Source organism: Acidovorax sp. Root275 (genome assembly GCF_001428965.1).
In the GTDB taxonomy this organism is placed as follows: domain Bacteria; phylum Pseudomonadota; class Gammaproteobacteria; order Burkholderiales; family Burkholderiaceae_C; genus Acidovorax; species Acidovorax radicis.
The window spans coordinates 177162-192560 of sequence record NZ_LMJH01000005.1; the positions used below are offsets into that span (position 1 = coordinate 177162).

Annotated in this window: 12 protein-coding genes; 4 read left to right on the top strand and 8 right to left on the bottom strand. The window is 66.7% G+C overall.

The genetic code is table 11. The features are described 5' to 3' along the window. Positions 1–87: 87 nt before the first annotated feature. From ASE52_RS08975 to ASE52_RS09010, 8 genes are read right to left on the bottom strand one after another with little or no spacing between them, the layout of a single operon-like run. Positions 88–927 carry a LytTR family DNA-binding domain-containing protein gene (locus ASE52_RS08975; RefSeq protein ID WP_057225531.1) on the bottom strand — a complete coding sequence of 280 codons (840 nt, stop codon included), beginning with the start codon at positions 925–927 and terminating at the stop codon, positions 88–90. Beyond that, complete coding sequence (locus tag ASE52_RS08980; protein ID WP_057225533.1) at positions 924–2012, bottom strand: histidine kinase; 1089 nt, start codon at positions 2010–2012, stop codon at positions 924–926. Before ASE52_RS08980 ends, ASE52_RS08975 begins: the two co-directional genes overlap by 4 nt. Continuing rightward, complete coding sequence (locus ASE52_RS08985) at positions 2009–2332, bottom strand: 2TM domain-containing protein (protein ID WP_010459723.1); 324 nt, start codon at positions 2330–2332, stop codon at positions 2009–2011. Before ASE52_RS08985 ends, ASE52_RS08980 begins: the two co-directional genes overlap by 4 nt. A 59-nt stretch (positions 2333–2391) precedes the next feature. Next, on the bottom strand, positions 2392–3435 hold the full coding sequence (locus tag ASE52_RS08990) for an alpha/beta hydrolase (protein ID WP_082606823.1): 1044 nt from the start codon (positions 3433–3435) through the stop codon (positions 2392–2394). Between the two features lie 33 nt (positions 3436–3468). Then, positions 3469–4539 carry a dienelactone hydrolase gene (locus ASE52_RS08995; RefSeq protein WP_082606824.1) on the bottom strand — a complete coding sequence of 357 codons (1071 nt, stop codon included), beginning with the start codon at positions 4537–4539 and terminating at the stop codon, positions 3469–3471. Between the two features lie 37 nt (positions 4540–4576). Beyond that, positions 4577–4867 carry a 2TM domain-containing protein gene (locus ASE52_RS09000; RefSeq protein ID WP_057225535.1) on the bottom strand — a complete coding sequence of 97 codons (291 nt, stop codon included), beginning with the start codon at positions 4865–4867 and terminating at the stop codon, positions 4577–4579. 58 nt (positions 4868–4925) lie between these two features. Further along, positions 4926–5498, bottom strand: coding sequence for a DUF6622 family protein (locus tag ASE52_RS09005; RefSeq protein WP_057225537.1), 573 nt, complete (start codon positions 5496–5498; stop codon positions 4926–4928). A gap of 44 nt (positions 5499–5542) precedes the next feature. After that, positions 5543–5953 (bottom strand): DUF2306 domain-containing protein, encoded by a 411-nt coding sequence (locus ASE52_RS09010; RefSeq protein ID WP_010459712.1) that lies wholly within the window; start codon positions 5951–5953, stop codon positions 5543–5545. 297 nt (positions 5954–6250) lie between these two features. Here ASE52_RS09010 and ASE52_RS09015 point away from each other — a divergent pair, with 297 nt between their 5' ends. Genes ASE52_RS09015 through ASE52_RS09030 form a run of 4 tightly spaced genes read left to right on the top strand, consistent with a single transcriptional unit; the run spans position 6251 to position 15308 of the window. Further along, on the top strand, positions 6251–7564 hold the full coding sequence (locus ASE52_RS09015; RefSeq protein WP_198928094.1) for an efflux RND transporter periplasmic adaptor subunit: 1314 nt from the start codon (positions 6251–6253) through the stop codon (positions 7562–7564). Positions 7565–7578: 14 nt separating this feature from the next. After that, positions 7579–10683: an efflux RND transporter permease subunit gene (locus ASE52_RS09020; RefSeq protein WP_029413350.1), complete on the top strand. Its 3105-nt coding sequence runs from the start codon at positions 7579–7581 to the stop codon at positions 10681–10683. Further along, complete coding sequence (locus tag ASE52_RS09025) at positions 10680–13862, top strand: efflux RND transporter permease subunit (RefSeq protein WP_057225541.1); 3183 nt, start codon at positions 10680–10682, stop codon at positions 13860–13862. Before ASE52_RS09020 ends, ASE52_RS09025 begins: the two co-directional genes overlap by 4 nt. A gap of 9 nt (positions 13863–13871) precedes the next feature. Next, positions 13872–15308: an efflux transporter outer membrane subunit gene (locus ASE52_RS09030; RefSeq protein ID WP_198928095.1), complete on the top strand. Its 1437-nt coding sequence runs from the start codon at positions 13872–13874 to the stop codon at positions 15306–15308. Positions 15309–15399: the final 91 nt, after the last annotated feature.

Consider the following 15399-nt stretch of genomic DNA (forward strand, 5'->3'; position numbering starts at 1 on the left):
GGCTATTGGCTGCGCACCGCGCCTTGCATCCCATCCCGCCAAGGCCGCTGCGCGACTCCTGGGAGATCGTGAACACGTTCTTAGGGACTACATCGCCTTGAACAGGTGCGCGTAGAGGCGGCTCACCGGCAGCTTTTCAGCGCGGCCCGCCAGCTCCAGATGCAGCTTGCCCGCCTCGTCGCGGGTCACGGTGGTGATGGCACTGGCGCGCACCAGGGTGCTGCGGTGGATCTGCCAGAACACCTGGGTGTCCAGCTGGCCGATCAGGTCCTTGAGCGGCGTGCGAATCAGGTATTCGCGCGCCGCAGTCAGCACCCGCACGTATTTGTCGGCCGCTTCAAAGTACAGCACGTCGGCCACGGGCACCATGTGGATCTGGCTGCCGCTGCTGGCCTGGATGAGGGTGAGGGGCGCGGTGCTGCTCGGTGCCGCCGCAGCGGGCGGCGACGCGATGACGGGAGCTGTCAGCAGGTGGCGCAACTGCTCCATGGTTGCTTCTAAATTGATAGCTGGTTGCGCTTTATTCATCAGCGCCAGCTGCAGTTTTTGCACGGTTTTTTGCAGCCGGGCCGCCTGCACGGGCTTGAGCAGGTAGTCCACGGCCTGCGCTTCAAACGCTTGCACCGCGTACTGGTCGTAGGCCGTCACGAACACCAGCGCGGGAAAGGGCCGGCCCGAGGGGCCTTCGGTGGGCCAGGCGTCGGCCAGCTCCACGGCGGCGTCCAGGCCGCTCTGGCCGGGCATGCGGATGTCGAAGAACAGTACGTCGGGCAGCAAGGCCAGGGCCTGCTTGACGGCCGACAGGCCGTCCCCCACGGTGGCGGCAATCTGCAGCTCGGGCCAGGCACGGGTCAACTCCTGCTGCAGCGCGGCGGCCAGCAGGTGTTCGTCCTCGGCAATCAGGGCGCGGGGGGCGGGCTGGTTCATGGGGGGGTGACAGATTTCAAAGGAAAAACGACGCTGGCGCTTGTTCCACCTGCGCTGGCAGCTATCAAATCAAGAGTTCCTGCAGCACCATGCAAGGTGGCCAGGCGTTCGCGCACCTGGGTCAGGCCAAAGCTCTGGCCGGGGCCCGGGGTGGGCAGGGTGTCGGGAAGGCCCGCGCCGGTGTCGTTGACTTCGACGACCAGCAGTGGGCCGCTGGGCCCCGCGCGCGTGCTGGCGCGCACGGTGATGTGGCCGCCTTCCACCTGGGGCTCCAGGCCATGGCGGATGGCGTTTTCCACCAGCGGCTGCAGCAGCAGCGGGGGCACGGGCACATCCCGCAGCGCATCCGGCAAGTCCAGCGTATAGGCCATGCGCGGGCCCATGCGCACCGCCATCAGTTCCAGGTAGTCGCGCAGGCGGTCAAACTCGTTGGCCAGCGGATGCTGGGTGCTGCGCGACGCGGTGAGCGTGGCGCGCAGGTAGGCGATCATGCGGTCCAGCATCTCCTGTGCGCGCACGGGGTCGGTGCCGATCAGCACGCGCAGATTGGCCAGCGTGTTGAACAGCATGTGGGGTTCGAGCTGGGTTTCCAGGAGTTTCAGGCGGGCCTCGCTGGCGTGCATGCGCGCCTCGGCCATCTTGTCTTCCAGATACGCCGATTTGTGCATGGCGTAGAAGTAGTAGCTGCCCACCAGCCCGGCAATGGCCGTGATGAGGATGGAGGTGCGCTGGTCCGCCCCGGACAAGGAGGTGCCCGCCGGGTAGAAGCGGAAGTAGTACACGCACAGCGCATCCGCCAGCAGCGTGCCCGCCAGGTAGCCGATGACGATGCCCGCAATCACCAGCGCAATGCCCTGCCAGCCCTGCGGCCAGCCCGTCTCGGCGGCCGATGGGATCAGCTCGCGGCCCAGGTCGATGATGGCCCAGGTGAAGGTGCCGATCAGCACCGAATACACCACCGGCGGCCCGTAGGGCTTGTCGGGCATGAAGGCGTACTGGAGGGTGGCCACGACCAGCGTGAAGGCCACCACCTGCAGGTAGTGCCGTAGCTTGCTGATGCCGTTGAACTGGTGTCGCAGTGTCATGGCCGGTTCTGGCGCTGCGGGTCTTGCTTCTGCGCCTGCGCGCGCTGCAGGGCTTCGCGCTCGCGCTGCACCATGCGCTCGCGCAGGCCGCTGCCGCTGCCCAGCAGGAACACCGATACCCCATGCAGCCCCAGCCCCAGCCCCCAGCCCAGCAGCGGGTAGACCGACCAGGGCCGCGTACCGAACGCATAGCGTGACATGGCAAAGAGCGCCGCGTTGACCAGCACGAACGCCACGGCGTGCACGTACCAGCCCAGCTTGGCACTGGCGCGCCGGCGGGCCAGCGCTTCGATCTCTTCGGGGCTCAGGGGTGAGGACATGGCAGTGGCGGGGGGTAGGGTTGGAAGCTGGGTGGCGCTGCAGGGATTCTAGGGGCGGGCTACGCAGGGCAGGCGTGGCGCGCCACCGTGGCCACAGCCTGGGCGTCCAGCGTCAGCCCCATGTGGTTCACGCCGGGCACCAGGGTGACGGGCACGGGCTTGCCGGCCTGGGCAAACAGATCGGCAAAGCGGTCTGCGTAGAAAAGCTCGTCGTCCTGTCCGGCCACGATGCAGACGGTGCCCCGGGCATTGCGGATGTCAGCCTGGTAGTCGTTGTGGGGGCGGAAGTTGGTGGCTACCGTATATGAATAGCGGGGAGTGAGCAGCTCGCGTGTTGCATCGTTGAGGGCATAGCTCAGCACGGGCAGGTGGTTCCATCGGGTGATACCGATCTGGTTGAGCATCGTGATGGCAACCATGCGGGGCAGGCCTACCGACGCCCAGCCGCCGCTGTCAGGCCGCGATGTGGGTGCGTTGTGGTGCAAAAAAGGCGACAGCAGCACATAGCGGTCAAACAGGTCCTGCCGCGCGCTGCCTGCGAAACGCAGCGCAAACCCGCCGCCTGCCGAAAACCCCATCAGCGTTTGCGGGCCAGCGTGCGGCACGGCGCGCAGAAAGTCTTCGATGTCGTCTTCCAGCTGGCCCACGTAGGCGGCCTGGCCCCGAGGGCCGGATGCGCCGTGCCCCCGTATGTCCAGGGTCGCCACGGCATGCCCCTCGGCCGCCAGTGCCTGCGCCAGCACATGCATGGACTGTCCGCGCGCGGAAGACCCATGCACCAGCACCACTCGGTGTTTTGGGGCGTCTGCCGTTGCCTGGGGGGGACTGTAGCTGTGCCATGCCAGCGATGTGCCATCGCGCGCTGTGTAACGCTGGGCCGGAGGAACGCGGCTGTAGTCCACGCCCTTGAACGGGTCGTTGACGCTGGTCAGTGGCGGGATGTTTTTGGGGCCGCCCCAGGCAATGGCGGCGGCAAGGCCTGCAAGGCCTGCGGTCAGGAGGATGGCTGTGATGAGCATGGGGTACCGGCAGCGGGGCCGCAGTGTGGCGGACGGCGTCATGGTGGCTAGCAGGCCGAGTGTGGCGGCAGAGAGGAGCAGCATGATGGGAGGGGCGAGTGGATTGTTGAGGCCCGGTCAGTGCGCCGCCTGCAGCGGTGGCGGCGCTTGCAGTGGCAGCAGGTGCCCCGCAAAGAAGTCCACGATCCGTGCATCCACGTCGGGCAGCACCTTGCGGTCAAAACCGGGGGGATCGCCCAGCAGCGCGGTTTGCACATCGTTGAGCAGGTGCAGCGGCGGCATGGGCGAGAGCATGGCGCCGTGGCTGGCGCCCGGCAGGTGGGCCACATGGGTGCAGCGGTCCTGGCAGGCAGAGAGCACGGCGCTGCTGTGAAAGCGCGGAACCTGGTTGACATCCATGCCAGCGGTCACCAGCCCCAGTGCGATGCGCGGGGTGGCGAGGGTAGCCATGTCAAAGTCTGCCGCAAAGGGCACGCTGGCCACGGCCGCTTGCACGCGCGGGTCCTGGTGCGTGTAGGCGGTTTCATCGCCAAAACGGTGGCGTATCACGGCCAGTGCAAACCATTTCTTCAGGCCATCCAGCAGGTTGCCGTGCAGCCGGGTGATGAACCCGACACAAGAGGAAAAATCCTCGGCGATGTGGGCCTCGCAGTGCTGGCGGAAGCGTGCGGGCGACCACGCGCCGCCTGCCAAGCTCAGGGCAGTGTGGCCACCGGCGGAACCGCCGAAGACCCCCACTTTGTCCAGGGCCAGCAGCGGGGCCAGGCGGGTGTCTTGGGCCACGGTGTCGATGGCGCGGGAGACCTCTGCGGGGCGGCGCTTCCAGCTCTCGGGGCCGGGGGTGGACGGGTCCTTGGAGCTGTCTCCCGCATGTTCGGGCAATGCCACGACAAAACCTGCGGCCACCATTGCGCGCGCGAGATCGGTGTGTACCCACGGGTTGCCGCCCGACCCGTGCGTGATGACGATCAGGCGGCCGTTGCCCTGCACGGGGGGGCCTTGCCAGGCCAGCTGCAGCTGGAAGGGGCCGCGTTGCACGGGTTCGTCGGCGCTGCTGCTGGGGTAGAACACCGTGACGGGGCCATCCCCCGGCAAGCCCGGCAGTTCCGCCAGGCCGGTGCCCGCCTGGCATGCGGCGGCAGCGCCCAGGGCCAGCAGGGCGAGGGTCAGGCGTCGAAGCATCTTCATGGGATTTCTTTCGTGCGGATGGAGGGTGTTGGCGGGTTCAAGGACGTGGGCCCTGCTGTGCCAGGCGGTCTCGCTCGGCCTGCACCATGCGCTCATGCAGTCCGCCGCCCGCGACCAGGAACACCACCGTCCCATGCGCCACCAGACCGATGCCCCATCCCAGCGCGGGGTACACCGCCCAATGCCGGCCGCTGGCGGCCGACAGGGTGATCAGCAGCAGGTTGACCAGCAGATAGACCCCGGCGTGCATGTACCAGCCCAGCTTGGCCCCGGCGCGCTTGCGGGCCAGGCGTTCGATGGGGTCTTGGGTGAGGTGTGCGTAGCGCATGGTGATGTCTCCAGACAAGGTGAGGCAGTTCGATGGAAGTGGCGGGTTCTGGCGGGGCTCAGGTGCCCACGGGGGCTGCGCCGTAGACCACGCTTTGCTGTGCCAGGCGCCACATCCGCAGTGCACGGGCGGCGAACAGGCCGTTGAACACGCCATACAGGGCAGAGATCTGCAGGGCAAAGGCGCCATCCCGCGCCAGGGAGGGCTGCATGGCCAGCTCGACCCCCACGAAATACTTGGTGAGAAAGATGCCGACGATCAGTGCGAGCGGCATGGCGCTGCCTGGCACGTAGAAGCTGCGCGACGAGGATGCGTAGAGCGTGCCGGTGGGGGCCGTGGGCTGGAACCACAGTGCCAGCGCGGTGATTGCGGCCGCGGCGGCCAGCCAGGCGCCTACGGCCTGTACGGCCATGGGCGCCGAACTGCCGAATGCCGACAGGACGCCGGCGACCGAAAAGACGGCCATGCCCAGGGGCATGAGCTGGGTCCGGCGCAGGCTGGCGGTGCGGTCGTACAGCTGGCTGGCTCCCAGCCCCACCAAGGCAGCCAGCAGGCCCCAGACCCAGTAGGGGGTGTGGGTGACGACCTGGATCAGCGCCTGAGGCTGGTGAACAATCATATTGAGCAGCATGGTGTGGCTCCTGGGTAGGGATGGATAGGGGGTGGAGGAAAGAGTCAGATCACGCCCAGTGCAGACCAGAGCGAGTGCCCCAGAAAGCGTCCGGGAAGAAGGGTGAAGCCACCGGCCACCACGCAGGCGCCGATGTAGACCTTTTGCATGGTCTGGCGGTGGCCTTCGATGTTGCGGCGGGCCAGGAATACAAAGGACAGCACCAGCAGGCCCAGCGTGACCGGAATCAGCAGGTGAATGGGCCCGAAGCTCCCCCAGCGGGGACCATGACCTCCATTGATGAAAATGGCAGAGACAGCCGCGGCCACCATCAGTGTCACCCAGGCGTACCCGGCGGCGCGGTGCAGGCGGGGGCGTTGGGTAGCGCCCTTGCGGGCCCACAGGGCGATGGGGCCGATGGCGGTGGCTGCCAGCGCAGCGGCGAGGTGGATGGCGATGACGGGGGTGAGTTGCATGGTGGTGCTCCGGGCTCGTTCTTCAATGGAGCGGACTTTGCCGCCACCGCCGGAGTGATTCCAGCGGCTTGCGACGAAATGCGGATCGACTGCCGCGAAATGCAGAAGCGCGGCGTGATCTGTGGGTGCTTCCGGGGGCGGTCGCTGGGGCATGGGTCTCCCCGCTCCCATGGCTTTGACCCCAAGGTTTACTTTTCTTCGCACAGCGTTCAAGGCAGAGCGCGAAATGAGCCTCTACGATCCGGTACGGTTGGACCCCGGCCCAGCCTGCACCCGAGAACACGAATCAGGACCGCCATGAATCCCCAAGAAGTCAACGCGCCCCCGCCATCGGCGATTCCCCCCGCCCCCTCTGGCAAACCGCCACGACGTTCCCGCTGGGTAGGGAGTCTTCTGGCCCTGGTACTGGTGGCGCTGGTGGGGGGGGCCGCGTGGTATCTCATCGAGCGGGCCAATGGCGAATCCAGCGGCGGCCCGGGCTTTCCAGGGGGTGGACGCCCCATGGTGACGGTGGGGGACGCCCTGGTGCGCAAGGCGGATTTGCCGGTGATCGTCGACGCACTGGGTACGGTGATTCCGGCCACCACGGTCACGCTGCGGCCCCAGGTGTCGGGCATGCTGACCCAGGTGCTGTTCACCGAGGGCCAGATGGTCAAGAAGGGACAGTTGCTGGCGCAGATCGACCCCCGGCCCTTCGAGCAGGCACTGATGCAGGCCCAGGGCACCCGCCAGCGCGATGAGGCGCAGCTGGAGAACGCCCGCCTGACCCTGGAGCGTTACCGCACCCTGTTGTCGCAAGACTCCATCGCGCGCCAGGATGTGGACACCCAGGCCGCGCTGGTCAAGCAGCTGGAGGGCACGGTGGTGACCGACAAGGCCCAGGAGGGCACGGCACGGCTGAACCTGGACTACACGCGCATCACATCGCCAGCCACAGGGCGGATCGGCTTGCGCGCCGTGGATGCAGGCAACTACGTGACCTCGGGCGACACGGCAGGCCTGGCCACCATCACCCAGGTGGCCCCGATCGATGTGCAGTTTTCGGTGCCGCAGGATCGTGTGGCAGACATCCAGGCCGCCCAGGCCACTCATGGCGGCGCGGATGTATTGGCCGTGACGGCACTAGACCGCACCCGCAAGGCCGAGCTCGACAAAGGCCGGTTTTCTACGCTGGACAACCAGGTCGATACCACTACAGGCACCGTCAAGGCCAAGGCGCGGTTCGAGAATGCGGCGGGCGCGCTGTTTCCCAATCAGTTTGTGAACGTGCAGCTGCTGCTGCGCAATGTGCCTGCGCTGGTGGTGCCCGTGACTGCCGTGCGCACGGGTGCCAATGGCGACTATGTCTATGTCATCAACGAAGACCGCACGGTGTCGCTGCGCAAGGTCAAGCGCGGCCAGGCCACGGTGGGGCTGATGGCGATCACCGAGGGCCTGAAGGAGGGCGAGCGTGTGGTGACAGAGGGCGGGGACCGTTTGCAAGATGGCATGGCCGTGCAGCTGCCGGGTGCGCAGGCCGCACGCCCACCCCGCGCGGGGGCCAGCAGCCCGCGCAGCGGCGCTTCGGGTGAAGGTCGCCAGCGCCGTCAGCGCCCTGCGCAAAACCCCTGAGCGCGGATGCCAGCATGAGCCCATCGCGTCCGTTCATTGAAAGGCCCGTGGCCACTGCGCTGCTGATGATTGCCATCGTGCTGGCAGGGTTGCTGGGTTTCCGTTTCCTTCCGCTGTCGGCACTGCCCGAGGTGGACTACCCCACCATCCAGGTTCAGACCTTGTACCCTGGGGCCAGCCCCGAGGTGATGAGCCGCACCGTGAGTGCTCCGCTGGAGCGGCAGTTTGGCCAGATGCCGGGGCTGGAGCGCATGGCTTCCACCAGCGCCTCGGGGGTGTCCATCATCACGCTGCAGTTTGGCTTGGGGCTGGCGCTGGATGTGGCCGAGCAAGAGGTGCAGGCCGCCATCAATGCCGGCAACTCGCTGCTGCCAGCGGACCTGCCCGCGCCGCCGGTGTACGCCAAGGTCAATCCGGCGGATGCACCGGTGCTGACGTTGGCCATCAGCTCTGACACGTTGCCGCTGACCGAGGTGCAGAACCTGGTGAACACGCGCCTGGCGCAGAAGATCAGCCAAGTATCAGGCGTGGGGCTGGTGTCGCTGGCGGGCGGGCAGCGGCCTGCGGTGCGCATCCAGGCCGACACCAAGGCGCTTGCGTCGTACGGTATTGGCCTCGACACCCTGCGCACGGCCATCACGTCGGCCAATGCCAACAGTGCCAAGGGCAGCTTTGATGGCCCGCAGCGCTCCTACACCATCAACGCCAACGACCAGTTGTTGACGGTGGACGACTACAAGAACCTCATCGTGTCGTGGCGCAACGGTGCGCCGGTGCGCATGCTGGAGGTGGCGCGGGTGGTGGACAGCGCCGAGAACAACCGCCTGGGCGCCTGGGCGGGCGAGACTCCGGCGATCATCCTCAACGTGCAGCGCCAGCCGGGCGCCAACGTGATCGCCACGGTGGACAACATCAAGAAGCTGCTGCCCGAGCTGCAGGCGGGCCTGCCCGCGTCGCTCAAGGTGCAGGTGTTGTCTGACCGCACCACGGGCATCCGGGCCTCGGTGCACCATGTGGAGCTGGAACTGGTTCTGGCCGTGCTCATGGTGGTGTTGGTGATCTTCTTCTTTCTGCACAGCCTGCGCGCCACGGTGATTGCCAGCCTGGCCGTGCCCATTTCGCTCATCGGCACCTGTGGCGTGATGTACCTGCTGGGCTACAGCCTCAACAACCTGAGCCTGATGGCGCTGACGATTGCCACAGGCTTCGTGGTGGACGATGCCATCGTGATGATCGAGAACATTGCACGCTACCTGGAGGAGGGGGAGTCGCCGTTCCAGGCGGCGCTCAAGGGGGCCACGCAGATCGGTTTCACCATCATCTCGCTGACCGTGTCGCTGATCGCGGTGCTCATCCCGCTGCTCTTCATGAGTGATGTGGTGGGCCGGCTCTTTCGCGAGTTTGCGGTCACGCTGGCCATCACCATCCTGATCTCCGGCGTGGTGTCGCTCACGCTCGTGCCCATGATGGCGGCGCGCTGGCTGCGCCCGGAGCCCGTGGGAGGCCCGCAGGGCGTCGCAGGGCGCATCAACCGGGGGTTCGAGCGGGTAATCGGGGGCTACGACCGCTGGCTGCAATGGGTGCTGCGCCACCAGGGCGCAACCATGGTCGTGGCTGTGATGACGCTGGCACTCACGGCACTGCTGTATGTGGTGATTCCCAAGGGCTTGTTCCCCACGCAGGACACCGGGCAACTTCAGGCGCGCATCGAGGCATCGCAAGATGTCTCATATGCCCGCATGACCGAACTGCAGCAAGCGGCCGTGCGCGCCATCCTGCAGGACCCGGATGTGTTGTCGCTCAGCTCGTTTGTGGGTGTCGATGCGGCCAACAACACCATGCTCAACGCCGGGCGCATGCTGATCAACTTGAAGCCGCAGCGGGATGCGCAGGAAGCCATCATGCAGCGGCTGCGTGAGCATGTGCGGTCTGTGGCGGGTGTCACGCTGTACCTGCAGCCCACGCAGGATCTGACCATCGATGCGGAAACCGGGCCCACCGAGTACCGCGTGTCGATTGGCGGAGTGGACGCTGAGCAGGTCAATGGCTGGACCCGCAAACTCGCCCTGCGGCTGCAGAGCGAGCCCAAGGTGCGCAACGCCACGACCGACGCGGGTGCGCAAGGGCTTTCGGCCTTCGTGGACATTGACCGCAACACGGCATCGCGCCTGTCGATCACGGCCAGCTCGGTGGACGACACGCTCTACAGCGCTTTTGGCCAGCGCATCGTGTCCACCATCTTTACCGAGACCAACCAGTACCGGGTGATTCTGGAGGCGCAGCAGGAAGGCATGAACACGCCAGAGGCGCTGGGCACCTTGCAGTTGCGCACGGGCTCCGGCACGCCCACGCCCCTGGCGGCCGTGGCCACCATCCGTGAGCAACTGGCACCGCTGCAGGTCACGCGTGTGGCCCAGTACCCGGCGGCGACGCTGGGGTTTGACAAGGCCGAGGGCGTATCTTTGGGCAGCGCGGTGGACGCCATCCGCGCTGCCGCCAAGGAGATCGGCATGCCACAGGGCCTCTCGATGGAGTTTCTGGGGGCTGCCGGGGCTTACGAAAAATCGCTGTCCAGCCAGTTGTGGCTCATCCTGGCGGCCATGGTCTGCGTGTACATCGTGCTCGGGGTGCTGTACGAGAGCTACATCCATCCGGTGACGATCCTCTCAACCCTGCCTTCCGCCGGGGTGGGGGCCCTGCTGGCGCTCATGGTGTCGGGCAATGATCTCGGGGTGATCGGCATCATCGGGATCATCCTGCTGATCGGCATCGTCAAGAAAAACGCGATCATGATGATCGACTTCGCCATCGACGCGGAGCGCCACCAGGGCATGGGGCCGCAGCAAGCCATCCACCAGGCTGCATTGCTGCGCTTTCGCCCCATCCTCATGACCACGCTGGCGGCGCTGTTTGCGGCGCTGCCGCTGATGCTGGGCTGGGGTGAAGGGGCCGAGCTGCGCCGGCCCCTGGGGCTGGCCATTTTTGGGGGGCTGATCCTGAGCCAGATGCTCACGCTGTTCACCACCCCGGTGATCTATCTGGCGTTTGACCGGTTGGGTCGTCGATGGTCAGGCCGGGGCACGGCGGCGGCGCCGGTTCAGGCCGGAGAGGCTCCATGAACCTGTCGCGCCCCTTTGTGGAGCGGCCCGTAGCCACCGTGCTGCTGACCATTGGCCTGGCCTTGGCTGGAATCGCCGCTTTTTTTGTGCTGCCTGTATCGCCTTTGCCGCAGGTGGACTATCCGGCCATTTCGGTCTCGGCAAGCCTCGCGGGGGCGAGTCCCGAAACCATGGCCACCAGCGTGGCCACGCCGCTGGAGCGGCGGTTGGGGGTGATTGCCGGGGTCAACGAAATGACCTCGACCAGCTCCAACGGATCGGCCCGTGTGAGCCTGCAGTTTGATCTGAACCGCAACATCGACGCGGCAGCGCGCGAGGTGCAGGCCGCCATCAACGCGGCACGGGCCGATCTGCCCGCCACACTGCGCAGCAACCCCACCTACCGCAAACGCAACTCGGCGGCGTCCCCGGTCATCATCCTGGCACTCACCTCCAAGACGCGCACGCCGGGCGAGATCTACGACGCCGTCTCCAATGTGGTGAGCCAGCGCCTTTCGCAGGTGGACGGTGTGGGCGAGGTGGAGATCGGGGGCGGGTCGCTGCCCGCCGTGCGCGTTGAGTTGCTGCCCTTCGCGCTCAATCGCTATGGCATCAGCACCGAAGATGTGCGTGCGGCCATCCAGGCCTCCAACGCCAACCGGCCCAAGGGCGCCATCGAAGGGGATGGCCGCCGGTTGCAGATCTACACGCCATCCCCAGCGCGCAAAGCGGCAGAGTACGAGTCGCTCGTGATTGCCTGGCGCAACAACGCCGCCGTGCGGCTGGGGGATGTGGCGCGCGTGGTGGACGGTGTGGAAAACCGCCGCACGGTGGGTCTGTTCAATGGCGACCCCGCCATCATCGTGCTGGTCACGCGCCAGCCGGGGGCCAACATCATCGAGACCGTGGATGCCGTGCGTGCCCTGTTGCCCGATTTGCAGGCCCAGCTGCCGCAGGACATCCAGGTGGCCGTGGCGTCCGACAGCACCAACTCTATTCGTTCGTCCCTGCATGAGATCGAGCTGACACTCATGGTGTCCATTGCCCTCGTGGTGCTGGTGGTGGGCCTCTTCTTGCGCAAGGCGCGCGCCACGGTGATCCCGGCTGTGGCCACGGTGGTGTCGTTGCTGGGCACCTTCGGGGTGATGTACTTCCTGGGGTTCAGCCTGAACAACCTGAGCCTGATGGCACTGACCGTGGCCACAGGTTTTGTGGTGGATGACGCCATCGTGGTGCTGGAGAACACCATGCGGCACATCGAGGCCGGGATGGACCGCATGGAGGCGGCGCTGCAAGGTGCGCGTGAGGTGGGCTTCACCGTGCTGTCCATCAGCCTGTCGCTGGTGGCGGTGTTCATTCCGCTGCTGTTCATGGATGGCCAGGTAGGGCGGCTGTTCCGCGAGTTCGCGGTCACGCTGTCGGCGGCGGTGATGATCTCGCTGGTGATCTCGCTCACGACCACGCCCATGATGTGCGCGTGGCTGCTGCGGGCGCACGACCCGGCCAGCGACAAGCCCCCATCGCGCCTGGCACGCTGGGCCGAGCGGGGCTACCAGGGCGTGCTGCGTGGGTACGAACACAGCCTGGACTGGGCCCTGGCCAGCAAGGGTCTTGTGGTGCTCATCCTGCTGGCGGTGATCGGGCTCAACGTGTACCTGTTCGCCAAGATCCCCAAGGGGTACTTTCCCGAGCAGGACAATGGGCAGCTCAATGCCGGCCTGCGGGCCGACCAGAGCATCTCGTCCGATGCCCTGGCGCGCAAGTTGCGCGAGGCGGTGGAGATCATCCGCAAGGACCCGGCTGTGGATACGGTGGTGGGCTTCTCGGGCGGCAGCCGGGCGGGTGGCGGCTTCATGTTCGTCAACTTGAAGCCGCTCAAGCAGCGTACCGACAGCACGCCTGCCGTCATCGCCCGTCTGCGGCCACAGCTCAACCAGATCACCGGCCTCAGGGTGTTCCTGAACCCCGTGCAGGACCTTCGCATGGGCGGCCGGTCCAGCAACTCCACCTACCAGTACACGCTCAAGAGCGACAACATGGCGGACCTCAAGCAGTGGGCGGGCAAGCTGGCCGATCGGATCAAGGACGAGCCCTTGCTCAAGGACGTGGACACCGACCAGGCCGAGAACGGCGTGGAGACCTATGTGGAGGTGGACCGCGCGAGTGCGTCGCGCCTGGGCGTGAGCGCATCGGCCATCGACAACGCGCTGTACAACGCGTTTGGCCAGCGCTCGGTGGCCACGATCTATGGTGAACTCAACCAGTACGCCGTCATCATGGAATGGGGGCCTGAATATACGCGGGGGCCGCCCGCCCTCAAGGACATTTACGTGGCGGCGAACCCCAGCGGCGCCACGGGTACGGCGGCCAACCCCGGCCAGCGCGGCGCGTCCACGGGCAACGTCATCAGCACCACGCCGTCCACCATGGTGCCGCTCAGCGCAGTGGCGCGCGTGGTGGAGCGGGCGTCTCCCACCTCCATCAGCCATCAGGATGGCGAACTGGCCACCACCATCTCGTTCAACATCGACCCGGGGACCTCGCTTGCGCAGGCGCGCCAGGTCATTGGGCAGGCCGAGGCTGACATTGCCATGCCCACCAACGTGCGCGGCAGTTTTCAGGGCACGGCGCTCAGTGCCCAGCAGTCGCAGGGGCAGCAAGCGTTTCTGATCATCACGGCCATCGTGGTGATCTACATCGTGCTGGGCGTTCTGTATGAAAGCCTCATCCACCCGATCACGGTGCTCACCACGCTTCCGTCCGCGGGGGTGGGGGCGGTGCTGGCGCTGCTGCTGTTCAACATGCAGTTCACCATCATTGCGCTCATCGGGGTGTTTCTTCTGATCGGCATCGTGAAGAAGAACGCCATCATGATCATCGACTTCGCCCTGGACGCCGAGCGCGCGCGCGGGCTCACGGCCCTGGAAGCTGTGCGCGAGGCCTGCCTGTTGCGGTTTCGGCCCATCCTCATGACCACCATGGCGGCGGCGCTGGGCGCCTTGCCGCTGGCCATCGGTTTTGGCCAGGGCTCTGAACTGCGCCAGCCCCTGGGGGTGGCGATCATCGGTGGCTTGATTGCCAGCCAGTTGCTCACCTTGCTGACAACACCGGTGGTTTATGTGCTGCTCGACAAGCTGCGCAAGCCCGCACCCAATGAACAACAACTGAGCCGTGCCGGAGCCCCCGGTGCCGCTGTCTGATTGCGCACCATGAATTTTCCCTTCATCCCACTTACCTCGGGCGCACATGCCGCCCGGCTGGCCAGCCTGGGGCTTGCGCTGACGCTGCTTTCGGCCTGCTCTGTCACACCGCCCTATCAGCGCCCCGAAATGCCGGTGCCTGCGGCGTTCAAGGAGGCGGGCGCCACCTGGGCGCCTGCCGTGCCAGCCGATGCGCTGGACCGTGGACCCTGGTGGGCGCTGTTCGGCGACGCCGAGCTGAACCGACTGGCAGAGCAGGTGCAGCTTTCCAACCAGAACATCGCTGCGGCAGTGGCCGCCTATGCCCAGGCGCAGGCCGTGGTGCGGCAGCAGCGCGCCGGGCTGCTGCCTTCCGTCAGCCTGTCGGGCGGAGCCACGCGCTCGGGCGGCGAGGGGGCCACCCGATCCGGCACCACCACGCAAGCCTCGTTGGGGGTGGACTGGGCCCCGGACCTGTGGGGGCGGCTCGAAAGCGGCGTCAACAATGCCCAGGCGAGTGCACAGGCCAGCGAGGCCGACCTTGCGTCGGCCCGCCTGTCCGCCGTGGGCAGCCTGGCATCGGCCTATTTCCAGCTGCGCGAGGCCGATGCTGAAATCGGGCTGCTGGAGGCCACGGTGGAGGGTTACGAGCGCAGCCTGCAGATCGCAAAAAACCGCTACGCAGCCGGGGTGGTGGCGCAGACCGATGTGCTGCAGGCGCAGACCCAGCTGGCCAACGCCCGGGCCGACCTGGCTACCGTGCGCCAGAACCGGTCGAGGTTCGAGCATGCCCTGGCGGTGCTGACGGGGCGGGCTCCCGCTGACTTTGCACTGCCCCGCGCACCGTGGGTGGCCGAAGTGCCCGAGGTACCGTCAGGTGTCCCGTCGACCTTGCTGCAGCGCCGCCCCGACATCGCGTCGGCGGAGCGGGCTGTGGCCGCCGCCAATGCGCAGATCGGCATCCAGCGCGCGGCGTATTTTCCCGGCCTGAGCCTGGGCGCCACACTCGGCAGCGGTGGCAGCAGCGTGGCGGATCTTTTCAAAGCGTCGGGCACCGTGTGGTCGCTGGGGCTTTCCATTGCACAGACCTTGTTTGATGCCGGTGCCACGGCTGCCCGCGTGGAGGAGGCGCAGGCTGCACGCGACGCCCGTGTGGCCGTCTACCGGCAGACGGTACTGACGGCCTTCCAGAGCGTGGAAGACCAGCTCACCGTGTTGCGCACGCTGCGAGAACAGGAGCCTTTGCGGCGCGAGGCCGTGTCGGCCGCCGAACGCACGGCGCAGCAATTGCTCAACCGCTACCGTGAAGGGCAGGTGAGCTACACCGAGGTCGTGACAGCGCAAGTGTCTGCACTGTCTGCCCAGCGCGCGCTGCTGCAGCTGCAGGTCAACCGCCAGCTGGCGGTGGTGACGCTGGTGCAGGCGCTGGGGGGCGGGTGGCAGTCACCGTGGCAACCCCCTGCCTGAAGGCCGCGCCAGGTTGTTGGGCATATACTCCTGTTTTGATAGCTGCTAGCGCTTGATGGATAAGCGGTAGAGCCTTGTTTTATTCAAATTT

What these genes read in the sequence shown, in the direction of transcription:
- ASE52_RS08975 (WP_057225531.1), bottom strand. Translation starts at nt 927, where the DNA reads ATGAACCAGCCCGCCCCCCGCGCCCTGATTGCCGAGGACGAACACCTG.
- ASE52_RS08980 (WP_057225533.1), bottom strand. Translation starts at nt 2,012, where the DNA reads ATGACACTGCGACACCAGTTCAACGGCATCAGCAAGCTACGGCACTAC.
- ASE52_RS08985 (WP_010459723.1), bottom strand. Translation starts at nt 2,332, where the DNA reads ATGTCCTCACCCCTGAGCCCCGAAGAGATCGAAGCGCTGGCCCGCCGG.
- ASE52_RS08990 (WP_082606823.1), bottom strand. Translation starts at nt 3,435, where the DNA reads ATGCTGCTCCTCTCTGCCGCCACACTCGGCCTGCTAGCCACCATGACG.
- ASE52_RS08995 (WP_082606824.1), bottom strand. Translation starts at nt 4,539, where the DNA reads ATGAAGATGCTTCGACGCCTGACCCTCGCCCTGCTGGCCCTGGGCGCT.
- ASE52_RS09000 (WP_057225535.1), bottom strand. Translation starts at nt 4,867, where the DNA reads ATGCGCTACGCACACCTCACCCAAGACCCCATCGAACGCCTGGCCCGC.
- ASE52_RS09005 (WP_057225537.1), bottom strand. Translation starts at nt 5,498, where the DNA reads ATGCTGCTCAATATGATTGTTCACCAGCCTCAGGCGCTGATCCAGGTC.
- ASE52_RS09010 (WP_010459712.1), bottom strand. Translation starts at nt 5,953, where the DNA reads ATGCAACTCACCCCCGTCATCGCCATCCACCTCGCCGCTGCGCTGGCA.
- ASE52_RS09015 (WP_198928094.1), top strand. Translation starts at nt 6,251, where the DNA reads ATGAATCCCCAAGAAGTCAACGCGCCCCCGCCATCGGCGATTCCCCCC.
- ASE52_RS09020 (WP_029413350.1), top strand. Translation starts at nt 7,579, where the DNA reads ATGAGCCCATCGCGTCCGTTCATTGAAAGGCCCGTGGCCACTGCGCTG.
- ASE52_RS09025 (WP_057225541.1), top strand. Translation starts at nt 10,680, where the DNA reads ATGAACCTGTCGCGCCCCTTTGTGGAGCGGCCCGTAGCCACCGTGCTG.
- ASE52_RS09030 (WP_198928095.1), top strand. Translation starts at nt 13,872, where the DNA reads ATGAATTTTCCCTTCATCCCACTTACCTCGGGCGCACATGCCGCCCGG.